Annotated in this window: 26 protein-coding genes; 16 read left to right on the top strand and 10 right to left on the bottom strand. The window is 57.7% G+C overall.

Annotated features, from left to right (window positions below; all coding sequences use genetic code 11):
* Positions 1-54: 54 nt before the first annotated feature.
* The 4 genes from AC2FLG_RS13480 to AC2FLG_RS13465 all read left to right on the top strand — a co-directional run bounded on the left by AC2FLG_RS13480 (position 55) and on the right by AC2FLG_RS13465 (position 3,878).
* The gene (locus tag AC2FLG_RS13480; protein ID WP_271949451.1) at positions 55-381 is read left to right on the top strand and encodes a DUF6497 family protein; all 327 of its coding nucleotides are present in this window, start codon (positions 55-57) and stop codon (positions 379-381) included.
* A gap of 73 nt (positions 382-454) precedes the next feature.
* Positions 455-808: a hypothetical protein gene (locus AC2FLG_RS13475; protein ID WP_142636799.1), complete on the top strand. Its 354-nt coding sequence runs from the start codon at positions 455-457 to the stop codon at positions 806-808.
* A gap of 706 nt (positions 809-1,514) precedes the next feature.
* The gene (locus tag AC2FLG_RS13470; RefSeq protein ID WP_142636801.1) at positions 1,515-1,718 is read left to right on the top strand and encodes a hypothetical protein; all 204 of its coding nucleotides are present in this window, start codon (positions 1,515-1,517) and stop codon (positions 1,716-1,718) included.
* A 114-nt stretch (positions 1,719-1,832) separates the two neighbouring features.
* The gene (locus tag AC2FLG_RS13465; protein ID WP_281972736.1) at positions 1,833-3,878 is read left to right on the top strand and encodes an acetyl-CoA carboxylase biotin carboxylase subunit; all 2,046 of its coding nucleotides are present in this window, start codon (positions 1,833-1,835) and stop codon (positions 3,876-3,878) included.
* Between the two features lie 76 nt (positions 3,879-3,954).
* Here the strand turns inward: AC2FLG_RS13465 and AC2FLG_RS13460 are convergent, their stop codons facing one another.
* Entirely contained in the window at positions 3,955-4,401 is a 447-nt protein-coding gene (locus AC2FLG_RS13460) for a DUF4174 domain-containing protein (protein WP_496690937.1), read from the bottom strand.
* Between the two features lie 168 nt (positions 4,402-4,569).
* On the opposite strand from AC2FLG_RS13460, the gene scpA reads away from it, so the two are divergent.
* From scpA to AC2FLG_RS13430, 6 genes are all read left to right on the top strand, one after another.
* On the top strand, positions 4,570-6,696 hold the full coding sequence (gene scpA, locus AC2FLG_RS13455; protein ID WP_496706591.1) for a methylmalonyl-CoA mutase: 2,127 nt from the start codon (positions 4,570-4,572) through the stop codon (positions 6,694-6,696).
* Positions 6,697-6,806: 110 nt separating this feature from the next.
* Positions 6,807-7,409 (top strand): VOC family protein, encoded by a 603-nt coding sequence (locus tag AC2FLG_RS13450; protein WP_496706589.1) that lies wholly within the window; start codon positions 6,807-6,809, stop codon positions 7,407-7,409.
* Positions 7,406-7,894 carry a GNAT family N-acetyltransferase gene (locus AC2FLG_RS13445; protein ID WP_496706587.1) on the top strand — a complete coding sequence of 163 codons (489 nt, stop codon included), beginning with the start codon at positions 7,406-7,408 and terminating at the stop codon, positions 7,892-7,894. The genes AC2FLG_RS13450 and AC2FLG_RS13445 overlap by 4 nt, the downstream gene beginning before the upstream one ends.
* A gap of 45 nt (positions 7,895-7,939) precedes the next feature.
* Positions 7,940-8,620, top strand: a complete 681-nt coding sequence (locus tag AC2FLG_RS13440) for a molecular chaperone DjiA (RefSeq protein ID WP_142636813.1) — start codon at positions 7,940-7,942, stop codon at positions 8,618-8,620.
* A gap of 4 nt (positions 8,621-8,624) precedes the next feature.
* Positions 8,625-9,629: an endonuclease/exonuclease/phosphatase family protein gene (locus tag AC2FLG_RS13435; protein ID WP_142636815.1), complete on the top strand. Its 1,005-nt coding sequence runs from the start codon at positions 8,625-8,627 to the stop codon at positions 9,627-9,629.
* A 37-nt stretch (positions 9,630-9,666) separates the two neighbouring features.
* Positions 9,667-10,038: a hypothetical protein gene (locus AC2FLG_RS13430; RefSeq protein WP_496689681.1), complete on the top strand. Its 372-nt coding sequence runs from the start codon at positions 9,667-9,669 to the stop codon at positions 10,036-10,038.
* A 3-nt stretch (positions 10,039-10,041) separates the two neighbouring features.
* Here the strand turns inward: AC2FLG_RS13430 and AC2FLG_RS13425 are convergent, their stop codons facing one another.
* From AC2FLG_RS13425 to AC2FLG_RS13405, 5 genes are all read right to left on the bottom strand, one after another.
* Positions 10,042-11,586 (bottom strand): Ppx/GppA family phosphatase, encoded by a 1,545-nt coding sequence (locus AC2FLG_RS13425; protein ID WP_496689682.1) that lies wholly within the window; start codon positions 11,584-11,586, stop codon positions 10,042-10,044.
* Between the two features lie 49 nt (positions 11,587-11,635).
* The gene (locus tag AC2FLG_RS13420; protein ID WP_281972741.1) at positions 11,636-12,325 is read right to left on the bottom strand and encodes a P-loop NTPase family protein; all 690 of its coding nucleotides are present in this window, start codon (positions 12,323-12,325) and stop codon (positions 11,636-11,638) included.
* Positions 12,326-13,399, bottom strand: a complete 1,074-nt coding sequence (locus AC2FLG_RS13415) for an AI-2E family transporter (protein ID WP_496706585.1) — start codon at positions 13,397-13,399, stop codon at positions 12,326-12,328.
* Between the two features lie 91 nt (positions 13,400-13,490).
* Positions 13,491-14,465, bottom strand: coding sequence for an isopenicillin N synthase family dioxygenase (locus AC2FLG_RS13410; RefSeq protein ID WP_496706583.1), 975 nt, complete (start codon positions 14,463-14,465; stop codon positions 13,491-13,493).
* Positions 14,465-15,829: an FAD-dependent oxidoreductase gene (locus tag AC2FLG_RS13405; RefSeq protein WP_496706581.1), complete on the bottom strand. Its 1,365-nt coding sequence runs from the start codon at positions 15,827-15,829 to the stop codon at positions 14,465-14,467. Before AC2FLG_RS13405 ends, AC2FLG_RS13410 begins: the two co-directional genes overlap by 1 nt.
* Before the next feature lie 167 nt (positions 15,830-15,996).
* Between AC2FLG_RS13405 and proS the strand changes: the two genes are divergently transcribed.
* A complete protein-coding gene (gene proS, locus AC2FLG_RS13400) occupies positions 15,997-17,337 on the top strand; it encodes a proline--tRNA ligase (protein WP_271949474.1) in 1,341 nt (446 codons plus the stop codon).
* Positions 17,321-18,211: a glycosyltransferase family 2 protein gene (locus tag AC2FLG_RS13395; RefSeq protein WP_496706579.1), complete on the top strand. Its 891-nt coding sequence runs from the start codon at positions 17,321-17,323 to the stop codon at positions 18,209-18,211. Before proS ends, AC2FLG_RS13395 begins: the two co-directional genes overlap by 17 nt.
* Here AC2FLG_RS13395 and AC2FLG_RS13390 read toward each other — a convergent pair.
* Positions 18,208-18,567: a hypothetical protein gene (locus AC2FLG_RS13390; protein WP_281972745.1), complete on the bottom strand. Its 360-nt coding sequence runs from the start codon at positions 18,565-18,567 to the stop codon at positions 18,208-18,210. The two genes, AC2FLG_RS13395 and AC2FLG_RS13390, sit on opposite strands and share 4 nt — an antisense overlap.
* Before the next feature lie 247 nt (positions 18,568-18,814).
* Here AC2FLG_RS13390 and AC2FLG_RS13385 point away from each other — a divergent pair, with 247 nt between their 5' ends.
* From AC2FLG_RS13385 to AC2FLG_RS13375, 3 genes are all read left to right on the top strand, one after another.
* Positions 18,815-19,897, top strand: coding sequence for a DUF6492 family protein (locus AC2FLG_RS13385; RefSeq protein WP_496701622.1), 1,083 nt, complete (start codon positions 18,815-18,817; stop codon positions 19,895-19,897).
* A gap of 63 nt (positions 19,898-19,960) precedes the next feature.
* On the top strand, positions 19,961-21,256 hold the full coding sequence (locus AC2FLG_RS13380; RefSeq protein WP_496706578.1) for a lipoprotein-releasing ABC transporter permease subunit: 1,296 nt from the start codon (positions 19,961-19,963) through the stop codon (positions 21,254-21,256).
* A complete protein-coding gene (locus tag AC2FLG_RS13375) occupies positions 21,249-21,935 on the top strand; it encodes an ABC transporter ATP-binding protein (protein WP_496706576.1) in 687 nt (228 codons plus the stop codon). The genes AC2FLG_RS13380 and AC2FLG_RS13375 overlap by 8 nt, the downstream gene beginning before the upstream one ends.
* Here the strand turns inward: AC2FLG_RS13375 and AC2FLG_RS13370 are convergent.
* Entirely contained in the window at positions 21,919-22,356 is a 438-nt protein-coding gene (locus tag AC2FLG_RS13370) for a DMT family transporter (protein ID WP_496706574.1), read from the bottom strand. The two genes, AC2FLG_RS13375 and AC2FLG_RS13370, sit on opposite strands and share 17 nt — an antisense overlap.
* Positions 22,357-22,447: 91 nt before the next feature.
* Between AC2FLG_RS13370 and AC2FLG_RS13365 the strand changes: the two genes are divergently transcribed.
* On the top strand, positions 22,448-22,852 hold the full coding sequence (locus tag AC2FLG_RS13365; RefSeq protein ID WP_496706570.1) for a c-type cytochrome: 405 nt from the start codon (positions 22,448-22,450) through the stop codon (positions 22,850-22,852).
* Between the two features lie 3 nt (positions 22,853-22,855).
* Here the strand turns inward: AC2FLG_RS13365 and AC2FLG_RS13360 are convergent, their stop codons facing one another.
* Together AC2FLG_RS13360 and AC2FLG_RS13355 are read right to left on the bottom strand one after the other, a co-directional pair.
* Positions 22,856-23,542, bottom strand: coding sequence for a hypothetical protein (locus AC2FLG_RS13360; RefSeq protein WP_496706563.1), 687 nt, complete (start codon positions 23,540-23,542; stop codon positions 22,856-22,858).
* 44 nt (positions 23,543-23,586) lie between these two features.
* The gene (locus tag AC2FLG_RS13355; protein WP_282021468.1) at positions 23,587-24,249 is read right to left on the bottom strand and encodes a DNA-3-methyladenine glycosylase I; all 663 of its coding nucleotides are present in this window, start codon (positions 24,247-24,249) and stop codon (positions 23,587-23,589) included.
* Positions 24,250-24,467 lie beyond the last annotated feature (218 nt).

The following is a 24,467-nucleotide window of genomic DNA, read 5'->3' as shown; positions in this document are numbered from 1 at the left end:
TGTCTGGCAATTCTCTGTCTTGGTTCGCCTACATTCGCTGAAGCATTGGTGCCGGTGCCCTCTGGGCAGCCTGTACATCTGAACGACGTCCTGCTGGACAACAATCCGGGCGAGTTATGGCTGCGCTTTCGGTTCATCGCGCCAAAGATCGGCTCGGATGTGGGACGCATTGGATATGATGTCGCCACGATCGACATGGAGCACCTGTGTCAGACGCTGGCCGTGGCCTATGTCGCGCACCACAAGCTGGAACCAGCCAGGGTTGTGATTTCCCTGTCGAACAAGCCGATAGATTTTGGCCATACCGCGCCGGATGCCACGCAGTTCTTCGAAGCGTATCTTCTGCAGGATTCCCAATGTGTCTGGGACGGAGGGATTTGAGAATGGTTGTCAATTACCACAATTTCTGTGCATTCCCCTTCGCCTCAAAGGACCTTAGCGAAGAGGCGCTGAAATGTTGAAACATCGCGGATTTCCCGGCCGTCTGACCGGGACGGATTATCAATTCACTATCAGACGGGCCAACCCAAAGGGTGTTACCCCACTGACAACGCGTGAACGGTTCCGGGATCGTAAACCTGCTGATCGTCGCGCGGATGCAGCGTTTATCGAGGCCTTGTGGGAGCATTTTGGCGACCAGCCATTCGAACGTGGCAATCTGGATGCCGGTCGCCTGAGCTGGTTTTTCGGGCGTGAGGTCATTCCGGCGGAGGATCCGTTTGACCCCGCCAGCTATGATGCATTGCTGGTCATTGATCCGAGCGTGGCCAGAGCCTCGTTTCCTGACATTTTCGGCGGGGATAGCTGAAGGTGATCGACGTCGTCGCACATAAACGCCTTGAAAATTCCAACAGGGTTTCTTTGCCCCGGTTGGGCCAAGAAGGATATGTGCGCTGTGCAGATCGGGCGCGTGACAATCGCGCAAAATACCTGAGGGAAAGGGCGCAAACTACTGATTCTATGGCGTGTATCACCCGTGGCTTGGTGGCGGGAGAACCATCAAGGCTTGGGCAGGAAAAAGGCCAGTCGGCGGGGGTTGGCCGCGGCGACTTAGGATCAAATTCTTCAGGTCATGTGATCTCAGGTAGTGTTGATAAAACAAAGGTTTGCGTAACTGTCGGGGCGCGAATTTCACCCTGCTCAACCAAAGTTCACGCGAGCGGAATCGGCGCGTTTCTGCGCGATATTTCGCTGAATGGGCAGATTCTGGCCGGAAATTTCACCACTGGCCAATCCCGGTTTGCAGGTGCAACCGGGCCGTGCATGGTGAGCGGGTCGTGCGGCTCTACTTTGCCTGCGTCGCACGCGCACCTACTATTCCGTACCCCTTCCTTCCGCGGGCAGGCTTGTGGTTTTCACAATGTCCTGCCCGCGTTTTTCTTTGTGCAAACTTCAGTCATTGGATGGCATAAAACTGCGCAAATGGGCATTTCGGTACGCTCGTTATTGAATAACAGTGGCGATTTCCCGCATCTGGCTCTGAAATTGTTAAAAAACCAAAAAGGGCAGACATCATGCGAATCTCGAAAGTCATTCTTGCAATGGCGACCTGTGCAGGGCTCGCGGCGTGCGGAGACTCGACCGGCGAGCAGGCGTTGCTTGGCGGCGGAGCCGGCGCCGTTGGCGCGGCAGTCGTCAGTGCCGACCCGCTGTTGGGTGCCGTGGTCGGCGCGGCAGGCAACGTGCTTTACTGCAAGACCCAGAACAACTGTAGATAACGAAATCTTCGGGGCCCCCGTCGCCCCGACCGTCATCGCGCGACACGCCGTCGTGGGGCCATTGCCCCGCGGCGGCGTTTTGCGTTTCCAGAACTTCAAGACAGAGGACGTTCCATGTTCAACAAGATCCTGATCGCCAACCGGGGCGAGATCGCCTGCCGGGTTATCAAAACCGCCCGCAAGATGGGCATCGGCACGGTCGCCATCTATTCTGACGCGGACAAGAACGCCCTGCATGTATCGATGGCGGATGAGGCGGTGCATATTGGCCCACCGCCTGCAAACCAGTCCTATATCGTCATCGACCGGGTGATGGAGGCAATCCGTCAGAGCGGCGCGCAGGCGGTTCACCCGGGGTATGGTTTTCTGTCGGAAAACTCGAGATTCGCCCAAGCTCTGGATGCCGAAGGCGTGGCCTTTATCGGCCCTCCGGTCGGTGCGATTGAAAGCATGGGTGACAAGATCACCTCTAAAAAGATCGCGCAAGAGGCCGGCGTCTCTACGGTTCCGGGCTATATGGGCCTGATCGAAGACGCCGACGAGGCCGTCAAGATTTCGAATGAGATCGGATATCCGGTCATGATCAAGGCCAGTGCTGGCGGCGGTGGCAAGGGTATGCGGATCGCATGGACCGACGACGAGGCGCGCGAAGGGTTCCAGTCCTCCAAGAACGAGGCCGCGAATTCCTTTGGAGATGACCGGATTTTCATCGAGAAATTCGTGACCCAACCCCGTCACATCGAGATTCAGGTTCTGTGCGACAGCCATGGTAATGGCATCTATCTGGGCGAACGCGAATGCTCGATTCAGCGCCGAAACCAGAAGGTTGTGGAAGAGGCGCCATCGCCTTTCCTGGACGAGGCGACACGCAAGGCGATGGGCGAACAGGCGGTGGCCTTGGCCAAGGCTGTGGATTATGCCAGCGCTGGCACGGTCGAGTTTATCGTTGATGGTGACAAGAACTTCTATTTTCTGGAAATGAACACACGCCTGCAGGTGGAACACCCGGTGACCGAACTGATCACCGGTGTCGATCTGGTCGAACAGATGATCCGCGTCGCGGCCGGTGAGAAGCTGTCGATCTCCCAGGACGATGTCACACTGACCGGCTGGGCGATTGAAAACCGTTTGTATGCCGAAGATCCTTATCGTGGCTTCTTGCCGTCCATTGGTCGTTTGACGCGCTACCGCCCGCCGCAGGAAACTGCCGCTGGTCCGCTGTTGGTAAATGACAAATGGCAGGGTGAGGCCCCCAGCGGAGAGGCCGCCGTTCGCAACGATACCGGCGTCTATGAAGGCGGCGAGATCAGTATGTATTACGATCCGATGATCGCCAAGCTCTGCACCTGGGCCCCGACCCGTGATCAAGCGATTGAGGCGATGCGAGTGGCGCTGGACAGTTTCGAGGTCGAAGGCATCGGGCACAATCTGCCGTTCCTGTCGGCAGTGATGGATCATCCGATCTTCATCAAGGGCGAGATGACTACCGCGTTCATCGAAGAACAGTACCCCGATGGGTTCCAGGGCGTAGAGCTGCCCGAGGCTGACCTGCGCCAGATCGCAGCTTCCTGCGCCGCCATGCACCGGGTGGCTGAGATTCGCCGCACCCGTGTATCGGGCCGGATGGACAACCATGAACGCAAGGTCGGCAAACGCTGGGTCGTGACCCTGCAGGGCCAGGAATACGCAGTTCAGGTGAATGCCGATAAAGAGGGCGCGACGGTCAAATTCGAAGACGGCGCGACATTGCGCGTGGCCTCGGAGTGGACGCCGGGCGACCAGCTGGCGGTGCTGGACGTAGACGGTAGCCCGCTGGTTCTGAAGGCCGACAAAATCTCGGGCGGGTTCCGGATCCGCAACCGGGGCGCGGATATGAAGGTGCATGTGCGCCGTCCGCGTCAGGCGGAACTGGCCAAGCTGATGCCCGAGAAACTGCCGCCGGATACCTCGAAACTTCTGCTCTGCCCAATGCCTGGCCTGATCGTGAAGGTCGATGTCGAAGTGGGCCAAGAAGTGCAGGAAGGTCAGGCGCTGTGCACCATCGAGGCGATGAAGATGGAAAACATCCTGCGCGCCGAGAAAAAAGGCACCGTTGCCAAGATCAACGCAGGCCCCGGCGACAGCCTCGCCGTGGATGATGTGATCATCGAGTTTGAATGATCATGACCGTGCGTTTGACATATCCTGCAAGGGAACCGGCGGTCGCCGCCGGGGCCGTCGGGTATGGGAAACGCGTTCAGCCGCCCTCGCGCCGTTCACGGATTTCGCGTTGGCGCAGGGGGGTCTTGTCGATGGAGCGACCGATTTCACGCACGCTCCAAGGGGAAGGCTTGCGCAGTTTGACCACGCCGTCCTTGTCGACAAACACCATCTGGAACCCGCGCGGGCGCAGTTTTGACCGGATGGGCGAGCGGGCGTCAGGGTCAGTGTCGATCAGAACGACCACATCGCGGTCGCGCATGACGTCCTCCCCTTCCAAAAGCATGTCGACCTGCTGCTGGAATCGCGGGTCAGCAGGTGTATCGGCAAAGACAACAATGGGCCGCTTGATCCACAGATATTCGCTGAGCTCGCTATCCCCCACAGGGCGGACAAATTCATCGTCAGCCGGGGCTGCCCCGTCAGCTGCCAGGGCCGCCAGTGGAAATAGCGCCGAAAAAACAAAGGCTAGCGTTCGTGTCATTGGGCCTCCTGTTGGATTGAATATAGTCCCTGTGCGCACGAATGCGACCAGCGAAATGCACGCAGCCCATAAAATATTGCGTCCCATCCAATTCCAATGGGCGCAACCACGGATGATAACGCGCGGGCCACGCCCTTGCGCGACCCGAATTGAGAAAAGGATATCGCAATGACCAATAGGAAAGACTGGCAGGCGCTGGCCGAGAAAGAGCTGCGCGGTCGCCCGTTGGACGACCTGACAAAAGAGACGCTGGAAGGCATCGCCGTCAAGCCACTCTATACGCAGGAAGATACAGCTGATCTGCCACATATGGGCTCCATGCCCGGGTTTGGGCCGTTCACGCGCGGGGTAAAGGCAACAATGTATGCCGGTCGTCCCTGGACGATCCGCCAATATGCGGGGTTTTCCACCGCCGAAGAATCGAATGCCTTCTACCGTCGCAATCTGGCGGCGGGTCAGCAGGGGGTCTCGGTGGCTTTCGATCTGGCCACGCACCGCGGATATGACAGCGACCACCCACGCGTTGTCGGCGATGTGGGCAAGGCCGGTGTGGCCATCGACAGCGTAGAGGACATGAAAATCCTGTTCGACGGCATCCCGTTGGACAAGGTCTCGGTCTCAATGACCATGAACGGTGCCGTGGTTCCTATCCTGGCAAGTTTCATTGTAGCGGGTGAGGAACAGGGCCACGACAAATCCGTCCTGTCCGGCACTATTCAGAATGACATTCTGAAAGAATTCATGGTGCGTAACACCTATATCTACCCGCCTGAGCCTTCGATGAAGATCATCTCGGACATCATCGAATATACGTCGAATGATATGCCCAAATTCAACTCGATCTCAATCTCGGGCTATCACATGCAAGAGGCCGGGGCGAACCTGGTGCAGGAGCTGGCCTATACGCTGGCTGACGGGCGCGAATACGTTCGTGCAGCGACACAGGCCGGAATGGATGTCGACAAATTCGCTGGTCGCTTGTCGTTCTTTTTTGCCATTGGCATGAATTTCTTCATGGAAATTGCCAAGCTGCGTGCGGCCCGTACCCTTTGGCATCGGGTGATGACCGATTTCGGCGCGAAATCCGAGCGCTCTAAGATGCTGCGGACCCATTGCCAGACCTCGGGCGTGTCGCTGCAAGAACAAGACCCCTATAACAACGTGATCCGCACCGCCTATGAGGCGATGAGCGCGGTTCTGGGCGGCACCCAATCGCTGCATACTAACGCCTTGGACGAGGCGATTGCGCTGCCCACCGATTTCTCTGCTCGCATTGCACGGAACACGCAGCTGGTCTTGCAAGAGGAAACCGGGGTGACCGATGTGGTCGATCCGCTGGCCGGGTCTTTCTATGTCGAAAGCCTGACCAATGAGCTGGTCGAAAAAGCCTGGGCTCTTATGGAAGAGGTCGAGGAAATGGGCGGCATGACCAAGGCCGTTGCATCCGGCATGCCAAAGCTTCGGATAGAAGAAAGCGCCGCCCGACGGCAGGCGATGATCGACCGGGGTGACGAGGTAATCGTCGGCGTCAACAAGTACCGCAAGGAACGGGAAGACCCGATAGACATTCTGGATGTCGACAACGTGGCTGTCCGCGAGGCGCAGGTGGCACGTCTGGAACGCATCCGTGCCACGCGCGATGAGGCTGCCTGCCAAAAGGCGCTGGACACCCTGACGACCACCGCCCGCGATGGCGGCAACCTGCTGGCCGCTGCTGTCGAAGCCGCCCGTGCCCGCGCATCCGTAGGAGAGATCAGCATGGCAATGGAAAAGGAATTTGGTCGCCACCGCGCCGAGGTCAAAACGCTGGCGGGTGTTTATGGGGCCGCCTATGAGGGCGACGAAGGCTTTGCCGCCATCCAGAAGTCCATTGAGGATTTTGCTGAGGCCGAAGGCCGTCGCCCGCGCCTGCTGGTAGTCAAGATGGGGCAGGACGGGCATGACCGGGGAGCCAAGGTGATCGCCACAGCCTTTGCCGATATCGGCTTTGACGTGGACGTTGGCCCGCTGTTCCAAACGCCGGCCGAGGCAGCACAAGACGCGGTGGACAATGACGTCCATGTCGTCGGCATTTCGTCTCAGGCAGCCGGGCACAAGACGCTGGCCCCGCAGCTGGTCGAAGAACTGAAAAAGGCCGGGGCTGAGGATATCATCGTCATCTGCGGAGGTGTCATCCCGCAACAGGATTATAAGTTCCTCTATGATCACGGGGTTAAGGCGATCTTTGGTCCGGGTACGAACATCCCAGAGGCGGCACAAGATATCCTGCGTTTGATCGGCGAAGCCAAAGATTGAACCGGATCACAAGATTTTTCGTCGAAAAATCTTGTGATCCGGCGCCTTTGAGGAAAACATACGGCCAGACCCTTGCGGTCTGGCCGTTTGTCTTTTTGGGGGGCTTATTCGTGTTACTTGATCATCTGGCGGTTGCTGGCGAAACGCTTGAACAGGCTTCGGCTCATGTCGAACAGGCGCTGGGCGTCCCCTTGCATGATGGGGGCAAGCACGAGAAATTCGGAACTCATAACCGGTTGTTGGGCCTGCGGGACGGTTTGTATCTGGAAGCCATCGCGATTGACCCCGATGCACCCAATCCGCAAAGAACCCGCTGGTTCGATCTAGATCGGTTTCAGGGCGCTCCCCGCCTGACTAACTGGATTTGCCAGGTTCCGGATATCGAGGCCTCGCTGACGGTCTTTCCGGACGGAGTCGGTCAACCGATCGACCTAAACCGTGGCGCGCTGCGTTGGCGCATGGCGGTGCCTCCCAATGGGCGCCTGCCGTTTGATAATCTTTTCCCGGCGCTGATCCAGTGGCAGGGTGACCTTCACCCGGCAAACATGCTGAACGACAGTGGCTGCCAGCTGCGCCGCCTAGTCATCTACCACCCTGACGCGCTGGACCTCGCCAAAGCGCTAGGCCCGTTAGAGCGTGTTGAGTTTGACAGCGGTCCGGCGGCGTTGCGTGCCGAAATCGACACACCGCACGGGGTACGGGTATTGGAATGAACATCCGGCAAGCCCAGCCAGAAGATGCACCCGCTGTTGCGGCGATCTGGAATGCGATCATCCGCGATACGCTGATCACATTCACCACTGAATTGCGCAACGATGACGCCGTTGCCTTGGATATCGTCTCCAGGGGGGCGGCGTTTCTGGTGGCCGAGCGTGACGGCGTTGTTCTGGGCTTCGCAACCTATGGTGCGTTTCGGTCAGGGCCGGGCTATGCCCATACGCGTGAACACTCGATCCTGTTGGCACCGCAGGCGCGGGGCCAGGGGATAGGCCGCGCATTGTTGCAGGCCTTGGAAGCCCGCGCACAGATGGACAATGTTCATGTTCTGATTGCGGGCATTTCCTCGGCCAACCCTGCGGCCATCGCTTTCCATACGGCTGCCGGATTTACACAAGTGGGCCTGATGCCCGAGGTGGGGTTTAAATGCGGTCAGTGGTTAGATCTTGTGCTGATGCAGAAAATTCTTGCCCCGCAGTGATCTGTCGCACCTGACAGTCGCGACAGAGCGGGTTAGGGTGCGCTCATGTCGATTTGGACCCGTATATCCGATGCGCTAAGCGCGCTTGCACAGGGCGAAAGCCTGACGGCCGTGTTCGAGAAACTGCGCACGCCGCCGGAACGCTCGGTCGCCTTTGCGATTGCGGTCATCGCCCTGGGGGCTAAGATGGCCAAGGCCGACGGGCAGGTCACGCGAGACGAGGTTACTGCCTTTCGGGATGTATTCCAGATCGCGCGCGAAGATGAGGCCGGTGCAGCTCGAGTCTTTGACATGGCGCGCACCGATGTCGCCGGGTATCAGGAATATGCCAGCAAAATTGCCTATATGTTCGCAGAAGACAGCACCACCTTGTGCGACCTGATGGAGGGGCTGTTTCATATCGCAATGGCTGACGGGTTTTATCATCCCAACGAAAATAAGTTTCTGGAAGATGTCAGCCGGATATTCGGTCAGACCGATGCTCAGTTTCTGGCCTTACGCGCACGGTTTGTACCGGATGCACCAAAGGATCCCTATACGGTGCTGGGTGTGCCGCGGAATATGCCTCTGCCCGACATTCGTAAGGTCTGGCGACAACTTGTACGCGACACTCATCCCGACGCCATGATGTCACGAGGCGTTCCGGAAGAGGCCATTCGTCTGGCCGAAAAAAAGATGATCGACATCAATCGCGCCTGGGATGAAATCAAAGGCGCGCAGGCCTGAACCGATGCGATTGGCAACCTACAATATTGAATGGTTCGCCAATCTCTTCGACCGGCAAGACCGCTTGATCGTAGATGACAGCTGGTCCGGCAGATACAATGTCACCAAAGCTGAACAGATCGAGGCCATCGCAAAAGTGCTGACGGCAATCGATGCGGATGCCGTGCTGATTGTTGAAGCTCCGAATACTGGTAAGACGCAGAACACGGTGCGTGCGCTGCAAGGGTTTGCCGAAGCGTTCGATCTGCGCATAGGAAACGCGATCATGGGGTTTCCGAACGATACCCATCAGGAACTTGCGTTTCTTTTCGATCCTCAGATCCTGTCATTGCGCCATGATCCCAAAGGAAACAAGGAAGGAAAAGGGGCTGCCCCTCGTTTTGATGGCGTTTTCAAGATCGACCTGGATATTGATGCAACCGAGGATCATGTGCGCTTTTCCAAGCCGCCAATGGAGTTGTCAGCGCAGACGTCAGGCGGGGCGACGTTTCGCCTGATCGGAGCGCATCTGAAATCCAAAGCCCCGCATGGGGCAGAAAGCCGCGATGAGGCGATCCGGATATCCATCGCCAATCGACGCAAACAGCTTGCACAGGCTGTCTGGTTGGGGCGGCGAGTACAGGCGCATATTGCGGCTGACGAGCATGTCATCCTTTTGGGCGATCTCAACGACGGGCCGGGCTTGGATGAGTTTGAAAACCTGTTCGGGCGCTCATCTGTTGAAATCCTGTTGCAGACCGGTCTGTTCGATCCGCATGCGGTGATGGCAAATGAGGCTGAACCCGAAATCTTACCCTCGTCCGCGCGCTTTGTGCGCCGCGACAGGGCTGATCATCTTGAGGCGCTGTTGGACTATGTCATGATCAGCGAAGGGCTGCGTGTTAAGCGCCCGAAATGGCGCATATGGCATCCTTTCCAGGACCCTGCATGCTATGCCTCGCGGGACCTGCACGAGGCGCTGCTGACAGCCTCGGATCACTTCCCTGTCACGCTGGATATTGATCTGTGACCTTTCATCGCCGGCGTGGGCGACTTATATCTGAAGCATGAAAAAGTTCATTTCAATATGCGTGGTCACAGCGGCCATGGGCGTTCCGGCACAGGCAGAGGACGACACAGGCAAATCCTTGATGGAACAAGGGGCTGAGTTGTTCTTTGAAGGGCTGCGTCAGGAAATGGAACCCGCGCTTGAGGATTTGTTGGGGCTGGCAGATCAATTCGGCCCCGCGATGCAGTCGTTTTTTGAGGAAATGGGACCGGCCCTGGCGGAACTGGCCGCCGAAGTGCAGGACTGGAGCGTTTACGAGGCTCCGGAAATCCTGCCGAACGGGGATATCATTATCCGCAAAAAGCCGCCCGAGCCCGAGGTTGAGCCGGAAAAACCCGAAAATGAGCCCGAAGGCGAGATTGATATCTGAGGGTCAGCCTTTGATGATCAAGCGGGGTTCGGATTTCAGCGTGCTTGCCAATGAGTTCAGTCGTGCTTCGGCCACTTCGCTAAAGAGAGGGGCTGCGGCTTCGGGCAAAATCAGCTCTAGCTGACGTTTTTTAGGGTACAGCCGAAGCGTGCCCATCGTGGCTTCGTTCTGCATCCACAGCATTGCACCAAAGCGCATGGCTTTGCCCAGAATCTCGGCCTGTTCCTGATCTTTTTCGCCCAACAAGTCATAGAGAGGGGTAAACCGGTTGCCCTCACGCTTGTTGCGATACCTGTGCTGCAGGGCCAGCCCGATATAGACCCGTTCGGAATGCTTTAAACCGCCCAAGTTGGCGCGAGTTACGTAATCAAAGCAGGTTTCAGCTCGGTAATCCGGATGGGCGCGCCAACTGACATCGTGCAAAAGACACGCAGCCTTGATCAGCCTGACCCGCGCGGCCGGCGCGGATTTGAACAGAGGCATGACGAATTCGAACAGATGTTTGCCAAACCCGGGCAGGCGGGCATCTTTGGCTTCGGAAAAATAGCTGGCTTCGATCAGAGGGTCACGATCGCGCAGGATTTGTGGCATCTGTTCGTAAAGCAGGCCTTCGCGGATACCATAGCTGGAAACGGCAATGTCCTTGGGTTTGAACGTTCGCACCAGTCGCGCAAGCACATCCATCGCATAAGGGATCAGCGCCATCCGAGAACCCGAGACGCCTGCCAGACTGCGCAGTTTTTCCGGGTCACCCTTTTCGATGAATTTGATGGTCTGATGCACCTGCTTTGTCGTCATCCGATATTCATGCAGCACGTTCAGGGGATATCCCCGGCGCAGCATGTCGAGCCTTGCAAAGGCCCGCCAGCTTCCGCCCACCAGAAACAGACGATCGCGCTGAGGGCCCATCTGGTCGCGCAGGTTTTCCATCGTCTCCTTGATTTGCGCCTTGCGCGCGCGACGACCGCCCTTGATATCCCGCAGCTTCAGCGGACCCAGGGCCGATGACAGGCGACGACCAACGTCTCCACCACCGATCTCGGCCAGCTCCATCGAGGACCCGCCGATATCACAGATCAGACCATATGCACCGGGCCAGCCCAGTAAAACGCCCTGAGCGGACAGGCGTGCCTCTTCCCCGCCGTCGATGACCGAGACCGTCAACCCGGTTAGTGCGTGAACTTCGGCACAGAAATCCGGGCCATCCTTGGCCTCTCGCACGGCGGCGGTGGCCACGACGTGCAGCCCCGGCAGACCCAGATCGTCTGACAGCCGGGAAAAACGCTTCAACGCAGCCAGGGCACGTATCCTGCCAAGCGGGTTCAGGCGGCCGGTCTCGGACAGGCCCGCGCCAAGCTCGCACATGACTTTTTCATTGTAGAAATAGGCAGGCGATCGCGCCGCACCATCAAAGATCACCATCCTGACCGAGTTCGACCCTACATCAACAACGCCGACGCGCGACAGGGCGCGGGCCTCGGGGTTGTCAAACAACGGCTTTCCGAAAGGTCCCCAGTCGGGAATGTTGGTATCTACGGCTTGATCCATATCTCGTCCAGATATTCCAGGCTTAAGATGCGAAATCACCGGGGACGGGTCAATCGCTGGTTTCGGCATCTTCCAGTTCCGCACTCAGTACCCGTACGGCCAGAGCCCGCGTGATGTCTCGTTTCTCGGACAGCGCCAGTTGATCCAGCAGCGCCACAGTGCTGGCGGCGGTTTCGAAACGGCGATCCATATGTTTGACGAGGTAAGCGATGACCTCGGGTCCGGGGTTCAGCTGTCGGTCTACGAACAGTTTGGCCAGCACGGCGCCTAGCAGCGCGTCATCGGGCGGGTCCAGCGCAACGTGATGTGCGCCTTCGATCCTGCTTTGCAGGTCAGGCAAGGGCAACTGCCAGAAATTTGGCGCAAGGCGCCCGGTCATCAACAGGGCGTGGCCTTCTGCCAACACAAGATTGTGCAAATGGAATAGGGTTTTCTGCTGGTCGATATCGCCAGCAATCATGGGGACATCTTCCACCGCGATCGGTGTTTGGGCGAGGTCAGGAACCTCATCGTGCTTGATCTGCGAGGCCTGCACAATTCGACCACCGGTCTCTGCCGCCCACACATGGGCCAGATGTGTCTTGCCCGCGCCAGCAGGTCCGCTGAGCACCAGTTTATTCCCCGGCCATGAGGTGGCCGAGATCATGGCCACAGCCAGAGCATTTGCGGGCGAGACGAAAAAATCCTCGCGCCCCAGCGCAGTCTTGGCCGGTAGATCAAAGCTCAGCTGTAGGGCCATTCAATCGTCTTCCTGGTCCATACCCACAAGGCCAGTATACAGACGGCTATCCAAATAGATCGACGTGGCAAAGCGCGCCAGAACGCCAAGCGCTGCAGCGACCGGCACCGCGATCAGCATCCCGACAAATCCGAACAGGGCACCAAAGACCGACAATGCCAGCAACAGCCAGACCGGATGTAACCCGACCGAGCTGCCGACGAGCTTTGGCGTCAGAAAATTGCCCTCGGTCACCTGACCCAATGCAAAGACCGCTGCGACCAGCCCAATTTGCGTCCAGTCTCCCCAGAACTGGAACAGTGCCAAACCAATGGCCAGTGAGCCCCCGATCAGGGCGCCCAGATAAGGGATAAACGTGACCAAGCCGGCGATAAACCCAACGACCAGCCCGAACTGCAGTCCGACGGCCATCAGCGCGACGGCGTAATAGGTGCCCAGGATCAGGCAGACCGTACCCATTCCACGTACAAATGAGGCCAGAACGCTGTCAATCTCACCAGCCAGCCGCTTGATGGTGGGGGCGTGGTCGCGGGGCAAAAGCTCTGCGATACGAGCAATCATGCGGTCCCAGTCCAACAGCATGTAGACGGTGACCACTGGGACAATCACCAGCAGAACCACCACGTTGATGGCTGATCCAAGCGACGCAGCGACAGATTGCAGGACATCACCAGTTTTGGACTGAAGCGTCTCTCCCAAGGACACCAGAAACTGGTGCGTGTTGGATTCGCGGTCCAAAAGCGACGGGAATTGCTGTTCGATAAACCCTCTTAGCTGCTTGAGAAGGCTGGGCATAACCTCGACCAGGTCGATCAACTGGGTGATCAGCGCCGGAACGACCATCAGGATAAGCAGTACGAAACCCAAAACGCCGACAACCGTGATTACCCCGGTAGCGGCCATGCGGGACAGGCCCAGCTTTTCAAGCCTATCCGCAACAGGATCAAGGAAATAGGCAATCGCGCCACCGATTACAAAGGGCAGCAATACATCGCCAAGTGCCCACAACAGCAGTACAATAACCACTGCGGCGATGCCCCAGTACCTGAGTTGATCTCTTACCGGCAAAGCCATGGCTGTCCCCTTGTTTCGGCACGTGCAAATGTTCTTGGCGTATGCGGCCTCACGATGCAAGCGCTTCATGACCCGCCAGAATCGCGCGGGGCTAGTCGCTTAACGTGCCCAGTTCAGGGGTGGCTTCATGGGCTGTTTCGTCGGGCCAGTTGGTGCGCCAGATTTCGGCAGACCAATGGCCGCAATGAACGGATGGACGGTCAAAGCCGGGCAGAGGCGTCAAAAGCGGTTCGACAACCACATCATGCCGCGGCACCGCGAAATACGGGAAGGAATAGCGTTCTTGACCCGATCGGTTGACCACTCTGTGAGGGGTGGATTTCAACCGGCCACCCGACCAAAGCTCTAGCATGTCGCCGATATTGACGACAAATCCATCCGGCGGGCAGTTGGGTGTGATCCAGCCGCCACCGCGGGTCTGAACTTCAAGCCCGCCGACCGGGTCAGGTGCGATGATGGTCAGCGCATCTGTGTCCTTATGCGGGTGGATTCCATAGCCGGTATCGTCCGGGGCCTGAGGGGGATAGTGCAGCAGGGACATATTGGTCATAGGATCATGAAACGCGTCTAGCAGCTGGTTCGCAGGTAGCTTCAAACCCATCTCCAGCGCGCCCAGCAGCATATGCGCGACACCGTCCAGCTTTGACCAGTAATCCAGAATCACTGCCTGTGCCCGTGGAACATGGCGGGGCCAGATATTTGGGCCATAGAGGGCACAATCTCGGCGGATGGGCGCATCCAGGTCCACCTGATAATGCAGCTTGTAGCCTTCGTATTTATCCGCTTTGCCTGACCCGTCATTCGGGGTGAAAAACCCCATCGGGATAAAACCGCGATAATTCTCGCGTGTGATCGCCTGATCCCATTTCGCATCATCGTCGATGTCGAAAATCGCCCGGACGCAAGTGCGCATGTTGTTGACGGTGTCCCGCGAAACGCCGGTGCCGGTAATCGACAGGAACCCAATCCGGGTGCAGGCATCCATGACTGCCTGAACGGTTGCGTTGAAATCGGGGTGACTGGAGTCACCCAGCGGAGCAATGTCGATTGTTGGGATGTGGTCCATCAGCGTATCCTCACGCCTTGCCGTGCCAGTTCTTTATGCACCGGGGCAAGGTTCAATTTATCGAGGTCTTGGTTGCTTTTGAGTGAAAGCGCCGCAGCAATCCCCGCACCCTGACCCATGACCGCACAGCAAGCCATGTTGCGCGTCGCCGCATGGGCAACCCGGTCCGCCCCATGTGACCGGCCCGCGACCAGCAGGCCCTTGGCCCCTTTGGGCAGCATCGACCGATAGGGGATATGCATGTACCGACCAGTCGTGGGCAGGATCAGAATGCCATAGCCGTCGATGAATTCGGGATAGATGCCGATGGTGTCTTCGAACCGGCCCTGATGGCGGGCATCATCCTCGGTCATGTTGTACACCGCGTCGATCTTGCGGGTGTCGCGAATGCCGATGGTCATCCCGAAATTCCGCAGCCGGGCGTTCTCACACCCGGGCATGAACCGGCGCAGCGCCTCGATGGCGAGCATTGACTGACGCCGCCCTTCGATCTCACCGCGGGTCATGCTGTCGGGATCGGTGCCATCGATCTCGGCCAGATGAATCAGGTTCATATAGGTCAGCTCACCGGTGTCATGCATCGCGCCCCAAGTGCCCGCGATGGTGTTCAGATGTGCTGGGATCAGCCCCTGATCAATCGCCTGCTGGAACGGTTTGTGCACAAAGGGCGAGTACATGTCGTCCTCTTTACCGCTGGTCTCAATGTTCCATTCGCCACCACCGCCCCAATCCTTATAGGTCTGGGGGTCGGCCTTGACGCCTTCGATAAAGGCGCGCTTGTCGACGCCCGCCAGATGGAACATGACCGAGGCCGCCATCATGTCTTCGCGTGCGGTCTTGTGCGTGGGCGCACCGGCGCGATGGGCGACATCTGCGTCCCCGGTAGCGTCAATGATAACCTTCGCCAGTATCGCCTCGCGCCCGGCTTTGGATTCGGTGATGATGCCGGTGATCCGGTCGCCGTCCATGATCGGAGCCACGAATTGCCGGTGCAGCATCGGGTGTACGCCCGCCTCTTCGACCAGCTTGTCCGCGACCAGTTTAAAGCCTTCGCTGTCCAGCTCATAACTCAGAGATTGGCTTTCCGGCACGGCCGCGCCCATGTCCCTGGCGCGGATTTCGAATTCCATGCCGATGCCGCCAGCCTCAACCGTTTGTTCGTGGCGATACCAGGCAAAGCCTTCAACGCCGACAGCGGTGATATTGCCGCCCATGCAGCCGAAGCGGTCGACCAGCGACACTTCGGCTCCGGCCCGTGCGGCCGCCAGCGCTGCGGCCAGACCTGCAGGCCCGGAGCCAACGACCAGAACGTCCGTGGAATGGACAACGGGGATCTGACGGGCGGGTTCTTGAATGGTCTGCATGGGCGCCTCGGTGACTTTACATTGCCGCCACATTTGACGCAGCTAACTGGCGGGTCAATCAAAAAACCGACAGGCCTGTGGTCGTAAAACCCCAATGCGTGATTGCCCCCGGCGGGGCTTTGGCATAATCACCTTTGAAGTCGAATTTTACCTCTAAAGGTCAAGCCATGCGCCTCAGCCGTTACTTTCTGCCCGTTCTCAAGGAAAACCCCTCCGAGGCTCAGATCGTCAGCCACCGGCTGATGCTGCGCGCGGGCATGATCAAGCAGGCCGCTGCTGGGATTTATTCCTGGCTCCCGCTGGGGTTCAAAGTTCTGCGCAAGCTGGAAAACATCGTGCACGAAGAACAGGCGCGGGCGGGTCACATTGCCATTCAGATGCCTGTCATGCAATCGGCAGATCTGTGGCGCGAATCCGGACGCTATGACGACTACGGCCAGGAAATGTTGCGCATGAAAGACCGGCATGACCGGGACATGCTTTTTACCCCGACTGCCGAGGAACTGGTGACCGACATTTTTCGGGGTCATGTCAGTAGTTACAAGGACCTGCCGCTGACGCTCTATCAGATCCAGTGGAAATTCCGCGATGAAATCCGTCCGCGTTTCGGCGTGATGCGGGGCCGCGAGTTCTATATGAAGGACGGTTATAATTTCGACTTGACCAAAGAGGATGCGCTGCACGCCTATAACCGCCACCTGGTTACATATCTGCGCACCTATGAGCGCATGGGTTTGCAGGCGATCCCAATGCGCGCCGATTCCGGCCCAATCGGTGGCGACGATACGCATGAATTCCTGGTTTTGGCTGAAACCGGCGAGTCTGAGGTATTCTATGACAGCGCCGTCACCGACCTGACTTTTGGCGACCGTCAGATTGACTATGACGACCGTGGTCAATGTCAGTCTATTCTGGAAGAGTTCACTTCAAAATATGCCCGCACCGACGAGACGCATGACGAGGCGCTGTTCAATCAGGTGCCGGAAGATCGGCGCCGCGTGGCGCGCGGGATCGAAGTTGGCCAGATCTTTTATTTCGGCACAAAATATTCCGAACCTCTTGGGGCAACCGTTCAAGGCCCCGATGGCAAACCGGTTCCGGTCCATATGGGTAGCCACGGCATCGGTGTCAGCCGCTTGGTTGGCGCGATCATTGAAGCCAGCCATGACGACAAGGGCATCATCTGGCCCGAGGGCGTGACCCCGTTCCATTGCGGTATCGTGAACCTGAAACAAGGCGATGACGAAGCGGACGCAGCCTGTGAAAAACTCTATGCCGCGCTGACCGTGCTGGGGTTGGAGCCACTTTATGATGACCGTAACGAACGGGCAGGCGGTAAATTCGCCACGATGGATTTGATCGGCCTGCCTTGGCGGATCACGGTCGGCCCGCGCGGCCTGAAGAACGGTGTGGTGGAACTGACTTGCCGCCGCACAGGCGAAAGCGAAGAGTTGAGCCCCGAAGCCGCCGTCACCAAGATCGCCGAGATCTATGAGCGCATCGCCTGAAACCGACACGCCGCTGATCTCGGTCATCACGGCGACATATAACCTTCTGTCCCAAGGGCGGCAGGACAGTTTCCGCGAAGTCATAGCCTGTATGGCCCGGCAGAGTTGCGACCGGGCCGAACATATCATTCAGGATGGCGCATCGGATGACGGCACGGTGGCGTTTCTGGAAGAGCTGACGGCAGGTGCACCACGAACGCGCGTGATCAGCGCGCCTGATACTGGCCTGTATGATGCCATGAACAAAGGCGCCGAGGCTGCACAGGGTGATTATCTGCTGTTCCTGAACTCGGATGACTCGCTGGCATCGGATGACATTTTGAACACCCTTGCCGACCGGCTTGCGGAATCTCGACCGGATTTCCTGTATGGCTCGACCCTGCGCAAATACGAGGACGGTTCGGAAAGTCGGGAAAAGCGCATGTCGCTCAAAGCGATCCTGCAGCGGATGCCGTTCTGCCATAATTCGGTGTTGCTGCGGCGGGATGTGTTTCAGGCGCTTGGCGGGCATGACACGCAGTTTCGGGTGGCTGCGGATTATGACCTGATGCTGAGGCTTGTCGCTGCCGGATATCAGGGAGAGCGCACGGATGAGCCTGTTTCCATGTTCTGGGGCAGGGGCGTAACCAGCGACATTGTCAAAACCGCCGAGGATTATGCCCGCGTCTGGGTTCAATTCTATTCAGGTTTCAATGCAGCGCGGACCCTGACCCAACAGGATTTCTTCCGGTTCTACCGCCGCGGACACATGCCTGCCAATCTGATGATCGAATTACTGCGGCGCCCAGATACCCCGGAGGGGATCAAACTGGCGGCACGCCATAGCCTATGGAAAACGGCCCGCCGATCCGTACAGTTTTGGCGGCGCTATTAGTGACCTGCCGCAGTCGGTCGGACGGATAGCAGATCGCCATCAGCCTCGGATCCGCGTGGAACAACGATCGGACGGCCCAAGCGATTGACTAGGTCCTTAAATTCGAACCCCAAAAAGCGTATTCCGCAAACACGGTCGCCAGTCATGCGATCGGTGATACATAACCGACCCTGTCGAAACGCCAAATGGTACCCTTTATCTTTCAGGATATCCGTCAGATTGCCCCAGCTTGCGGCACCGGAAAATATCGGGCGTATCGCCGCGCGCAGCAGTGCTGCGGTCTCGCAATCAATTTCTGTAGATAGTTTCCGGGCTGAAATTGCGCCCGGTTGTTCTGTTTCAGTACGAATATTCATGAGCGACCCCCGCTCTGGAAATGAATTCCCCCACAAAGTAGGGTGACAAAGTTTCTTTAAATAATCAAAAAGCGAAATAATATTGCGCCTAAAATGTTGCATTTTGAGTGCAGTTTCACCCTGAATGCTCACATTGACTTCATAGCTGAAACAATGCGGTGCTGTCTGTGAAGGGCTTCACAACCAAGGGTATAATGCGGCATGTGGAAATCATCCGTATTTTGAAAAACCCCGACCTGATTCGCCGATGGTTGAATTTCTTGCGGAATTGGATCACCTGGAATTTGCTGATACACGGGCCGAAAATCACAAAAGGATCCACGGTTTGCTGAGCTTCACAACCGTCGTCTATTCCAAAGACTTCCCCTTGCTTGAATTGCAGGCATTGTCTTTTGCCCGATTTGTTGACCCTGATCAGGTCGGCTCGATCCGGGTGATCATGAACGATGTGGACGAACCGGCACTGCGCGCGATGGTGGAACCGATTTTGGCTTCTTACGGTCCGTTGCGACCCAAAGTTGAAGTCCTGAGCGGCGATGACGTTTTGCTGGCTCCCGGGCAATGCGCGCGCCGGTCGATCTCGGACAGGATATTGGTCGAAAACCGATACCGCATTCCGGGCGCGCGCAAGGGTGGATGGCGTGGCAACAACGGATACCGGACACAGCAAGTTTTGAAATTGGGATCTGCTCGCGCTGCCTCGACAGAAAACATTGTGATTCTGGATACCAAGAACCTGTTTCTGCGCCCCTTTCAGGAGGCCGAGTTTTTCTCGGACAGTGGTGCGGCGCGGATTCCGTTTATCGGTGTGAACAGCGATTATCACAGACGCTGGCTGGAACAGAGCTTTGATGCGCTGGGCGCGTCGATCCCGGAAACGGACGGCCTGCAGACAACAAATTTCGCAACGCCCTATCCTGTGCGCCGGTCGCTGATCCTGAATCTGCTGCAAGAGATAAATGCGCGCCACGGATCGGTTCAATCGCTATTTGCCTCTCGCAGGCGCCCGTCTGAGTTTATGTTGTTGAATGCATTTTGTCTGAAATCCGAAGCCGGTTTTGCGCCTTGGTTCGAACCCTCGGGAAACACCAGCATAGGGCTGTGGCCATCCTTCTCGGCGCAGAAACTGACCGATGAGCTTTCCCGGCTGGACGATCCGGAAACTTTGACCCTAGGCTTGCATAACAGAGCGCTTTACAAGCTGCCCGCCGACATTCGAAACCGGGTGTTTCACGAGCTGGAAAGCCGCGGCATCTGCGATCGTTCTATCGCCGAGGCCGCCTTGAACAGAACCGCTGCTTTGACGGGGCAAGTCGAAGTGGGCGGATAACCGGCTTGACCCCCGGTCGAATTGCCGAGAGGGTCGCCACAAAACAAAACCAGCGGAGCAGACATGGCCAAGACACCACCGCCATTTGCGCTTTTTGAGTGGAAAATCGCTTGGCGATACCTGCGTGCGCGCCGTGCTGAAGGTGGCGTCAGCGTGATGACATGGATTTCGCTAATCGGGATTACCTTGGCAGTGTTTGCGCTGATCGCCACATTGGCCGTCAGGTCCGGTTTCCGGTCCGAATTTGTTGGAACCATTCTGGGGGCTAACGCCCATGTGACCGTGTATTCATCGGGTGAGTTCACTGCGCAGGGGCAGGTAGATCGCACTATTGCGGATTATATGGACATGGCCGACCGGGTCGCTCAGGTTCCGGGCGTTCAGCGGGCAGCACCTTTGGTGAAAGGCCAGGTTCTGATCACCAATCGGGACCGCAGCAGCGGGGTTGAGGTATTTGGCATCCAGCCCGAAGATTTGCTGGAGCTGCCCGGTGTCGCCGAAAGCGAACAGGCGGTTGGTGATCTGTCGATGTTTCAGAACGGCCAGGACGTCATTGCCATAGGTTCAGGCGTCGCGCGCAGCATCGGGGCGACGGTGGGCGATACCATCAAGCTGACCTCGCCCAATGGGGTGAAGACCGCGTTTGGCACCTCACCCCGAGTGAATGCCTACCAGGTGGTTTATGTGTTTTCTGCTGGGCGTTATGACATCGACCGGACGCGGGTCTATATGCCCTTCGAACAGGCGCAGGGTTTTTTCAACCGCGAGGGCGTGGCTGATGAGATCGAAGTTATGGTTGACCGCCCCGAAGAACTGACGCCGATCCTGATCCCGATCCTTGAAGCCGCAGGCGAGCGCAGTCAGATCTGGACATGGCAGGATGCCTCGGGCGGGTTCCTCCGCGCGCTTGAAGTGGAAGACAACGTCATGTTCATCATTCTGTCGATCCTGGTTCTGATCGCCGCGATGAACATCGTTTCGGGTCTGATCATGCTGGTGAAAAACAAGGGCCGAGACATCGGCATCCTACGCACCATCGGGCTGAGCGAAGGCTCGATCCTGCGCGTGTTCTTTATCTGCGGCGCGTTTACCGGGATCATCGGCACTGCGTTGGGCGTGGTGCTGGGCTGTCTCTTTGCAATCTATATCGACCCAATCTTCAGTTTTGTGAACTTTGTGATGGGGGGCGGGGTTTGGGATCCGTCCATCCGCGGCATCTATGCGCTGCCTGCCGAGCTGCATCTTTCGGATGTGCTCAAGGCCGTTGGCCTATCTCTGGGCTTGTCATTCCTGGTCACCTATTTCCCCGCCCGTCGCGCGGCGCGGCTGAACCCTGTCGAGGCGCTGCGCTATGAGTGATGTGATGATGCGATTGGCCGGTCTGACCAAGACCTACCTCAAAGGCACGCCGGGCGAAGTTCAGGTGTTGCGCGGTGTCGATTTGGACCTGCGTGCGGGCGAGGCCGTGGCCCTAGTAGCGCCCTCGGGTGCCGGTAAGTCGACGCTGTTGCATATTGCCGGATTGTTGGACACACCCGACACAGGATCGGTTGAGATTGCAGGCCAGAACGTGACCGGGAAAGGTGATCGCACGCGAACTGCGTTGCGGCGGCAGGATGTCGGCTTTGTCTATCAGTTCCACCATCTGTTGCCAGAATTCACCGCGCTGGAAAATATCACCCTGCCGCAGCTGGCCAATGGCGTGCCCGAGAGAGCGGCCCAGGACCGGGCGATGTCGCTGTTGGATCATGTCGGCGTCGCCGCGCGCGCCGATCACCGGCCGGCCGCCCTGTCCGGCGGTGAGCAGCAACGCGTGGCCTTCTGCCGCGCATTGGCCAACAAACCTCGGGTTCTTCTTGCGGATGAGCCGACCGGCAATTTGGACCCTGAAACCTCGGATCAGGTTTTTGACGCATTGATGGCTTTGGTGCGGGACGAGGGGCTCTCGGCTCTGATCGCCACACATAACATGCAGCTTGCCGCCCGGATGGACCGAACACTAAGGCTGGACGGAGGCGCGCTTAGGCCAGTTGAGTGATTGCAACGCCTGCAGCCATCACTGCGATACCGCTTGCGCGAACCCATGTCAGCGGGGTGACCTGCGCGCCAAACAAGCCGAAGTGGTCGATGGTTGCAGTGCTGACGAGTTGCCCAAGAAGGACAAAGAACACCGCGTTGCCGACCCCGAAATGTGGTGCAACATGGGTGATCGACAGAACGTAAAAGGCGACAAGCACACCGGCCAGAAGCAGGTGCTTGGGGGCATCGGCTATTTTTGAAAGGGCTCCAAAGCCGGGAAAAACCACCATCAACGCTGCACTTGATGCAAAGGCTATCGCAAACAGGACCACAGCCGCTGTTGTTGGCGACCCGATCAATTTGCCCAATGCGGCATTCAACGCGGCAAGGATCGGAACCCCAATTCCAGCCACAAGCATAATAGCAGCATATTGTGTCATGCGGTTTTCCTATTGCCTCGTTGATCTGGATCATTGCGCCAAGCCCAGGCACGGGCAAGCCTGAAAATGTCAAATCTGACAGGAGGATGTGATGATCAGACAGGCAATGGGGGCGCTATCGATAGCGGCGTTTGTGACGGCGTCTCAGGTCAGCGCGCAGGATGCAGATACCGGCGCCGAGCTGTACCAGCATTATTGTGCAACCTGCCACGGGATCGACGCGACGGGCTATGGTCCAATGGCAGGCGTCCTTGTTATTCAGCCAACTGACCTGACGCGGCTTGCAAGCAGCGAAGGGGTATTCCCGACCGCTCGTGTTGTGGCGCGCATAGATGGACGAGACCCGCTGGTCAGCCATGGCAGCCCGATGCCAGTCTATGGACCGTATTTCGAAGGGCAGGATACGGCGATGAAAACACCAGATGGGCAGCCGATCCTAACCAGCCAGCCGATCGTGGATCTGGTGGCTTATCTGCAGACGCTGCAGGTCAACTGAACGTTACCGACAGATTCCTTTGATCTCGGCATCGGCCCAGGGGATGACCACTGCGCTTTCACGCTTGTCACCACGTAGCAGAGCCAGATCGAAATGTGCGCCCAGCATCTCGTGCAGACGCCTGGTGCGGGGTGCCGAAGGATCCAGCGCCCGGCAACAAATGTATTCCTCGACAATGGCCCCCTGCTGTTCGTACCCGTAGGACAGGAAATCAGGCGAGCTCTCCAGATCGAATTGATAGGGGTCGTTATTCCCGCCATGCTCGGCTGCGGCGCGCAGCGGATGATAGCCGGTCTTCTTGCGGTTTTGCCATTGCCACACATGGGTCAGTTCATGACCCAGCAACATTGCCGCGATCAGGTTCATCCGATCCGGGAATTCGGACATGTAATCGTCCAGATACCAGTCACGCGTGAAATAGACCTTGTTGAACAGGGCCACTGCCGCGGGTTTTGCGGTGACGACACCTTCTTTCGGGGCGGGAAAAATGCGCTCGCGGCAGGCAAGGCGTGACCGATCTTTACGATAGAAAGTTATTGGCGCAACTGGTGCGCCTTCGACCAACCGCACTTTGTTGAGTTTCAGCGTATCACCCTGAAGTGTGCGGGTAAAAGCAGCCTCCTGATCAGTCAGGGGGCGACCGCAAGCGGTGAATACCAAAAGGGACGTCATCAAAATGAGGCGTAACATGACAAAAAATCTATTCTGGCAGCACACGTGTGCAAATGGTTTTTTTACAGGCTCATTGCTAGGACGCGGCTGATTTCCGTCAGAGATCGCCCGGACTGTTCCATCCATGTGTTGAATGCCGCTTGAACCGAGGCCATCGCCTTTTTCGATGTCGGCGGCTTATCGACCACGCCCTCGGCCACCAGCCGTGCGGTCACATCCTGCGACAGGATGAAACTTTCACGCCCCGCAAATCGCATCGCATATTGCGCCGATGCACCGCCCAGCCGCGACCCGCGCTTGCCCAGCATATTCAGCAGACCGACATAGTCATCCGAAGGCCACCCACCCAGAATCTTTCCGACGCCACCTTCTTGGCGCAGTTCCAGCAAAAAGGCAGCATTGTCGCGGACCGTGGCGATCTTGGTGCCATTGCGCACGATCCGAGTGTCCTGCAGCAGAGCATCGAACTTTTCGTCGTCCATAAAGGCGCAGCGTCCAATGTCGAACCCGTCAAAAGCGGTTTCGAACCCGTCCCATTTGTTTTCGATGACCTTCCAGTTAAACCCGGCCTGAAAGATGCATTTCGTGATAATCGACAGCCAGCGATCTTCGGGCATTTCAGCCAGTTCCGCAGGGCTTTTGGGTTTGGAAAGCTTGTTGCTCAGGGCATCTGTCCCGCCGTGACGGTTGGCGGCTATGGCGAAAATCTCGTCGAAATGGCGCATCTGCAGAATCCTCCAAACCTAGCGTCGCGTTTTGCGGTCGATGTTGCAAGGTGGCCCGGGACACATGCCTGCCAAGGTAAAAAAACATCCCAAGCCCAAAAGAAATGCTCGACAAAGTGGGTGATTCTGGTTTGTGATTGACTCGTCAATCAATATCCGCACCGCAATGCTGGGGAAATGCAGTGTGCGCGGGCGCGTAGCATGATGCTGAAAGAGTG

Source organism: Ruegeria sp. CDSA193, assembly GCF_059611885.1.
Note: the sequence above shows the minus strand (reverse complement) of the source record. Positions and strands in the feature narration are given on the sequence as shown.

What these genes read in the sequence shown, in the direction of transcription:
- AC2FLG_RS13475 (WP_142636799.1), top strand. Translation starts at nt 455, where the DNA reads ATGTTGAAACATCGCGGATTTCCCGGCCGTCTGACCGGGACGGATTAT.
- AC2FLG_RS13470 (WP_142636801.1), top strand. Translation starts at nt 1,515, where the DNA reads ATGCGAATCTCGAAAGTCATTCTTGCAATGGCGACCTGTGCAGGGCTC.
- AC2FLG_RS13465 (WP_281972736.1), top strand. Translation starts at nt 1,833, where the DNA reads ATGTTCAACAAGATCCTGATCGCCAACCGGGGCGAGATCGCCTGCCGG.
- AC2FLG_RS13460 (WP_496690937.1), bottom strand. Translation starts at nt 4,401, where the DNA reads ATGACACGAACGCTAGCCTTTGTTTTTTCGGCGCTATTTCCACTGGCG.
- scpA (WP_496706591.1), top strand. Translation starts at nt 4,570, where the DNA reads ATGACCAATAGGAAAGACTGGCAGGCGCTGGCCGAGAAAGAGCTGCGC.
- AC2FLG_RS13445 (WP_496706587.1), top strand. Translation starts at nt 7,406, where the DNA reads ATGAACATCCGGCAAGCCCAGCCAGAAGATGCACCCGCTGTTGCGGCG.
- AC2FLG_RS13440 (WP_142636813.1), top strand. Translation starts at nt 7,940, where the DNA reads ATGTCGATTTGGACCCGTATATCCGATGCGCTAAGCGCGCTTGCACAG.
- AC2FLG_RS13435 (WP_142636815.1), top strand. Translation starts at nt 8,625, where the DNA reads ATGCGATTGGCAACCTACAATATTGAATGGTTCGCCAATCTCTTCGAC.
- AC2FLG_RS13430 (WP_496689681.1), top strand. Translation starts at nt 9,667, where the DNA reads ATGAAAAAGTTCATTTCAATATGCGTGGTCACAGCGGCCATGGGCGTT.
- AC2FLG_RS13425 (WP_496689682.1), bottom strand. Translation starts at nt 11,586, where the DNA reads ATGGATCAAGCCGTAGATACCAACATTCCCGACTGGGGACCTTTCGGA.
- AC2FLG_RS13420 (WP_281972741.1), bottom strand. Translation starts at nt 12,325, where the DNA reads ATGGCCCTACAGCTGAGCTTTGATCTACCGGCCAAGACTGCGCTGGGG.
- AC2FLG_RS13415 (WP_496706585.1), bottom strand. Translation starts at nt 13,399, where the DNA reads ATGGCTTTGCCGGTAAGAGATCAACTCAGGTACTGGGGCATCGCCGCA.
- AC2FLG_RS13410 (WP_496706583.1), bottom strand. Translation starts at nt 14,465, where the DNA reads ATGGACCACATCCCAACAATCGACATTGCTCCGCTGGGTGACTCCAGT.
- AC2FLG_RS13405 (WP_496706581.1), bottom strand. Translation starts at nt 15,829, where the DNA reads ATGCAGACCATTCAAGAACCCGCCCGTCAGATCCCCGTTGTCCATTCC.
- proS (WP_271949474.1), top strand. Translation starts at nt 15,997, where the DNA reads ATGCGCCTCAGCCGTTACTTTCTGCCCGTTCTCAAGGAAAACCCCTCC.
- AC2FLG_RS13395 (WP_496706579.1), top strand. Translation starts at nt 17,321, where the DNA reads ATGAGCGCATCGCCTGAAACCGACACGCCGCTGATCTCGGTCATCACG.
- AC2FLG_RS13390 (WP_281972745.1), bottom strand. Translation starts at nt 18,567, where the DNA reads ATGAATATTCGTACTGAAACAGAACAACCGGGCGCAATTTCAGCCCGG.
- AC2FLG_RS13385 (WP_496701622.1), top strand. Translation starts at nt 18,815, where the DNA reads ATGGTTGAATTTCTTGCGGAATTGGATCACCTGGAATTTGCTGATACA.
- AC2FLG_RS13380 (WP_496706578.1), top strand. Translation starts at nt 19,961, where the DNA reads ATGGCCAAGACACCACCGCCATTTGCGCTTTTTGAGTGGAAAATCGCT.
- AC2FLG_RS13375 (WP_496706576.1), top strand. Translation starts at nt 21,249, where the DNA reads ATGAGTGATGTGATGATGCGATTGGCCGGTCTGACCAAGACCTACCTC.
- AC2FLG_RS13370 (WP_496706574.1), bottom strand. Translation starts at nt 22,356, where the DNA reads ATGACACAATATGCTGCTATTATGCTTGTGGCTGGAATTGGGGTTCCG.
- AC2FLG_RS13365 (WP_496706570.1), top strand. Translation starts at nt 22,448, where the DNA reads ATGATCAGACAGGCAATGGGGGCGCTATCGATAGCGGCGTTTGTGACG.
- AC2FLG_RS13360 (WP_496706563.1), bottom strand. Translation starts at nt 23,542, where the DNA reads ATGTTACGCCTCATTTTGATGACGTCCCTTTTGGTATTCACCGCTTGC.
- AC2FLG_RS13355 (WP_282021468.1), bottom strand. Translation starts at nt 24,249, where the DNA reads ATGCGCCATTTCGACGAGATTTTCGCCATAGCCGCCAACCGTCACGGC.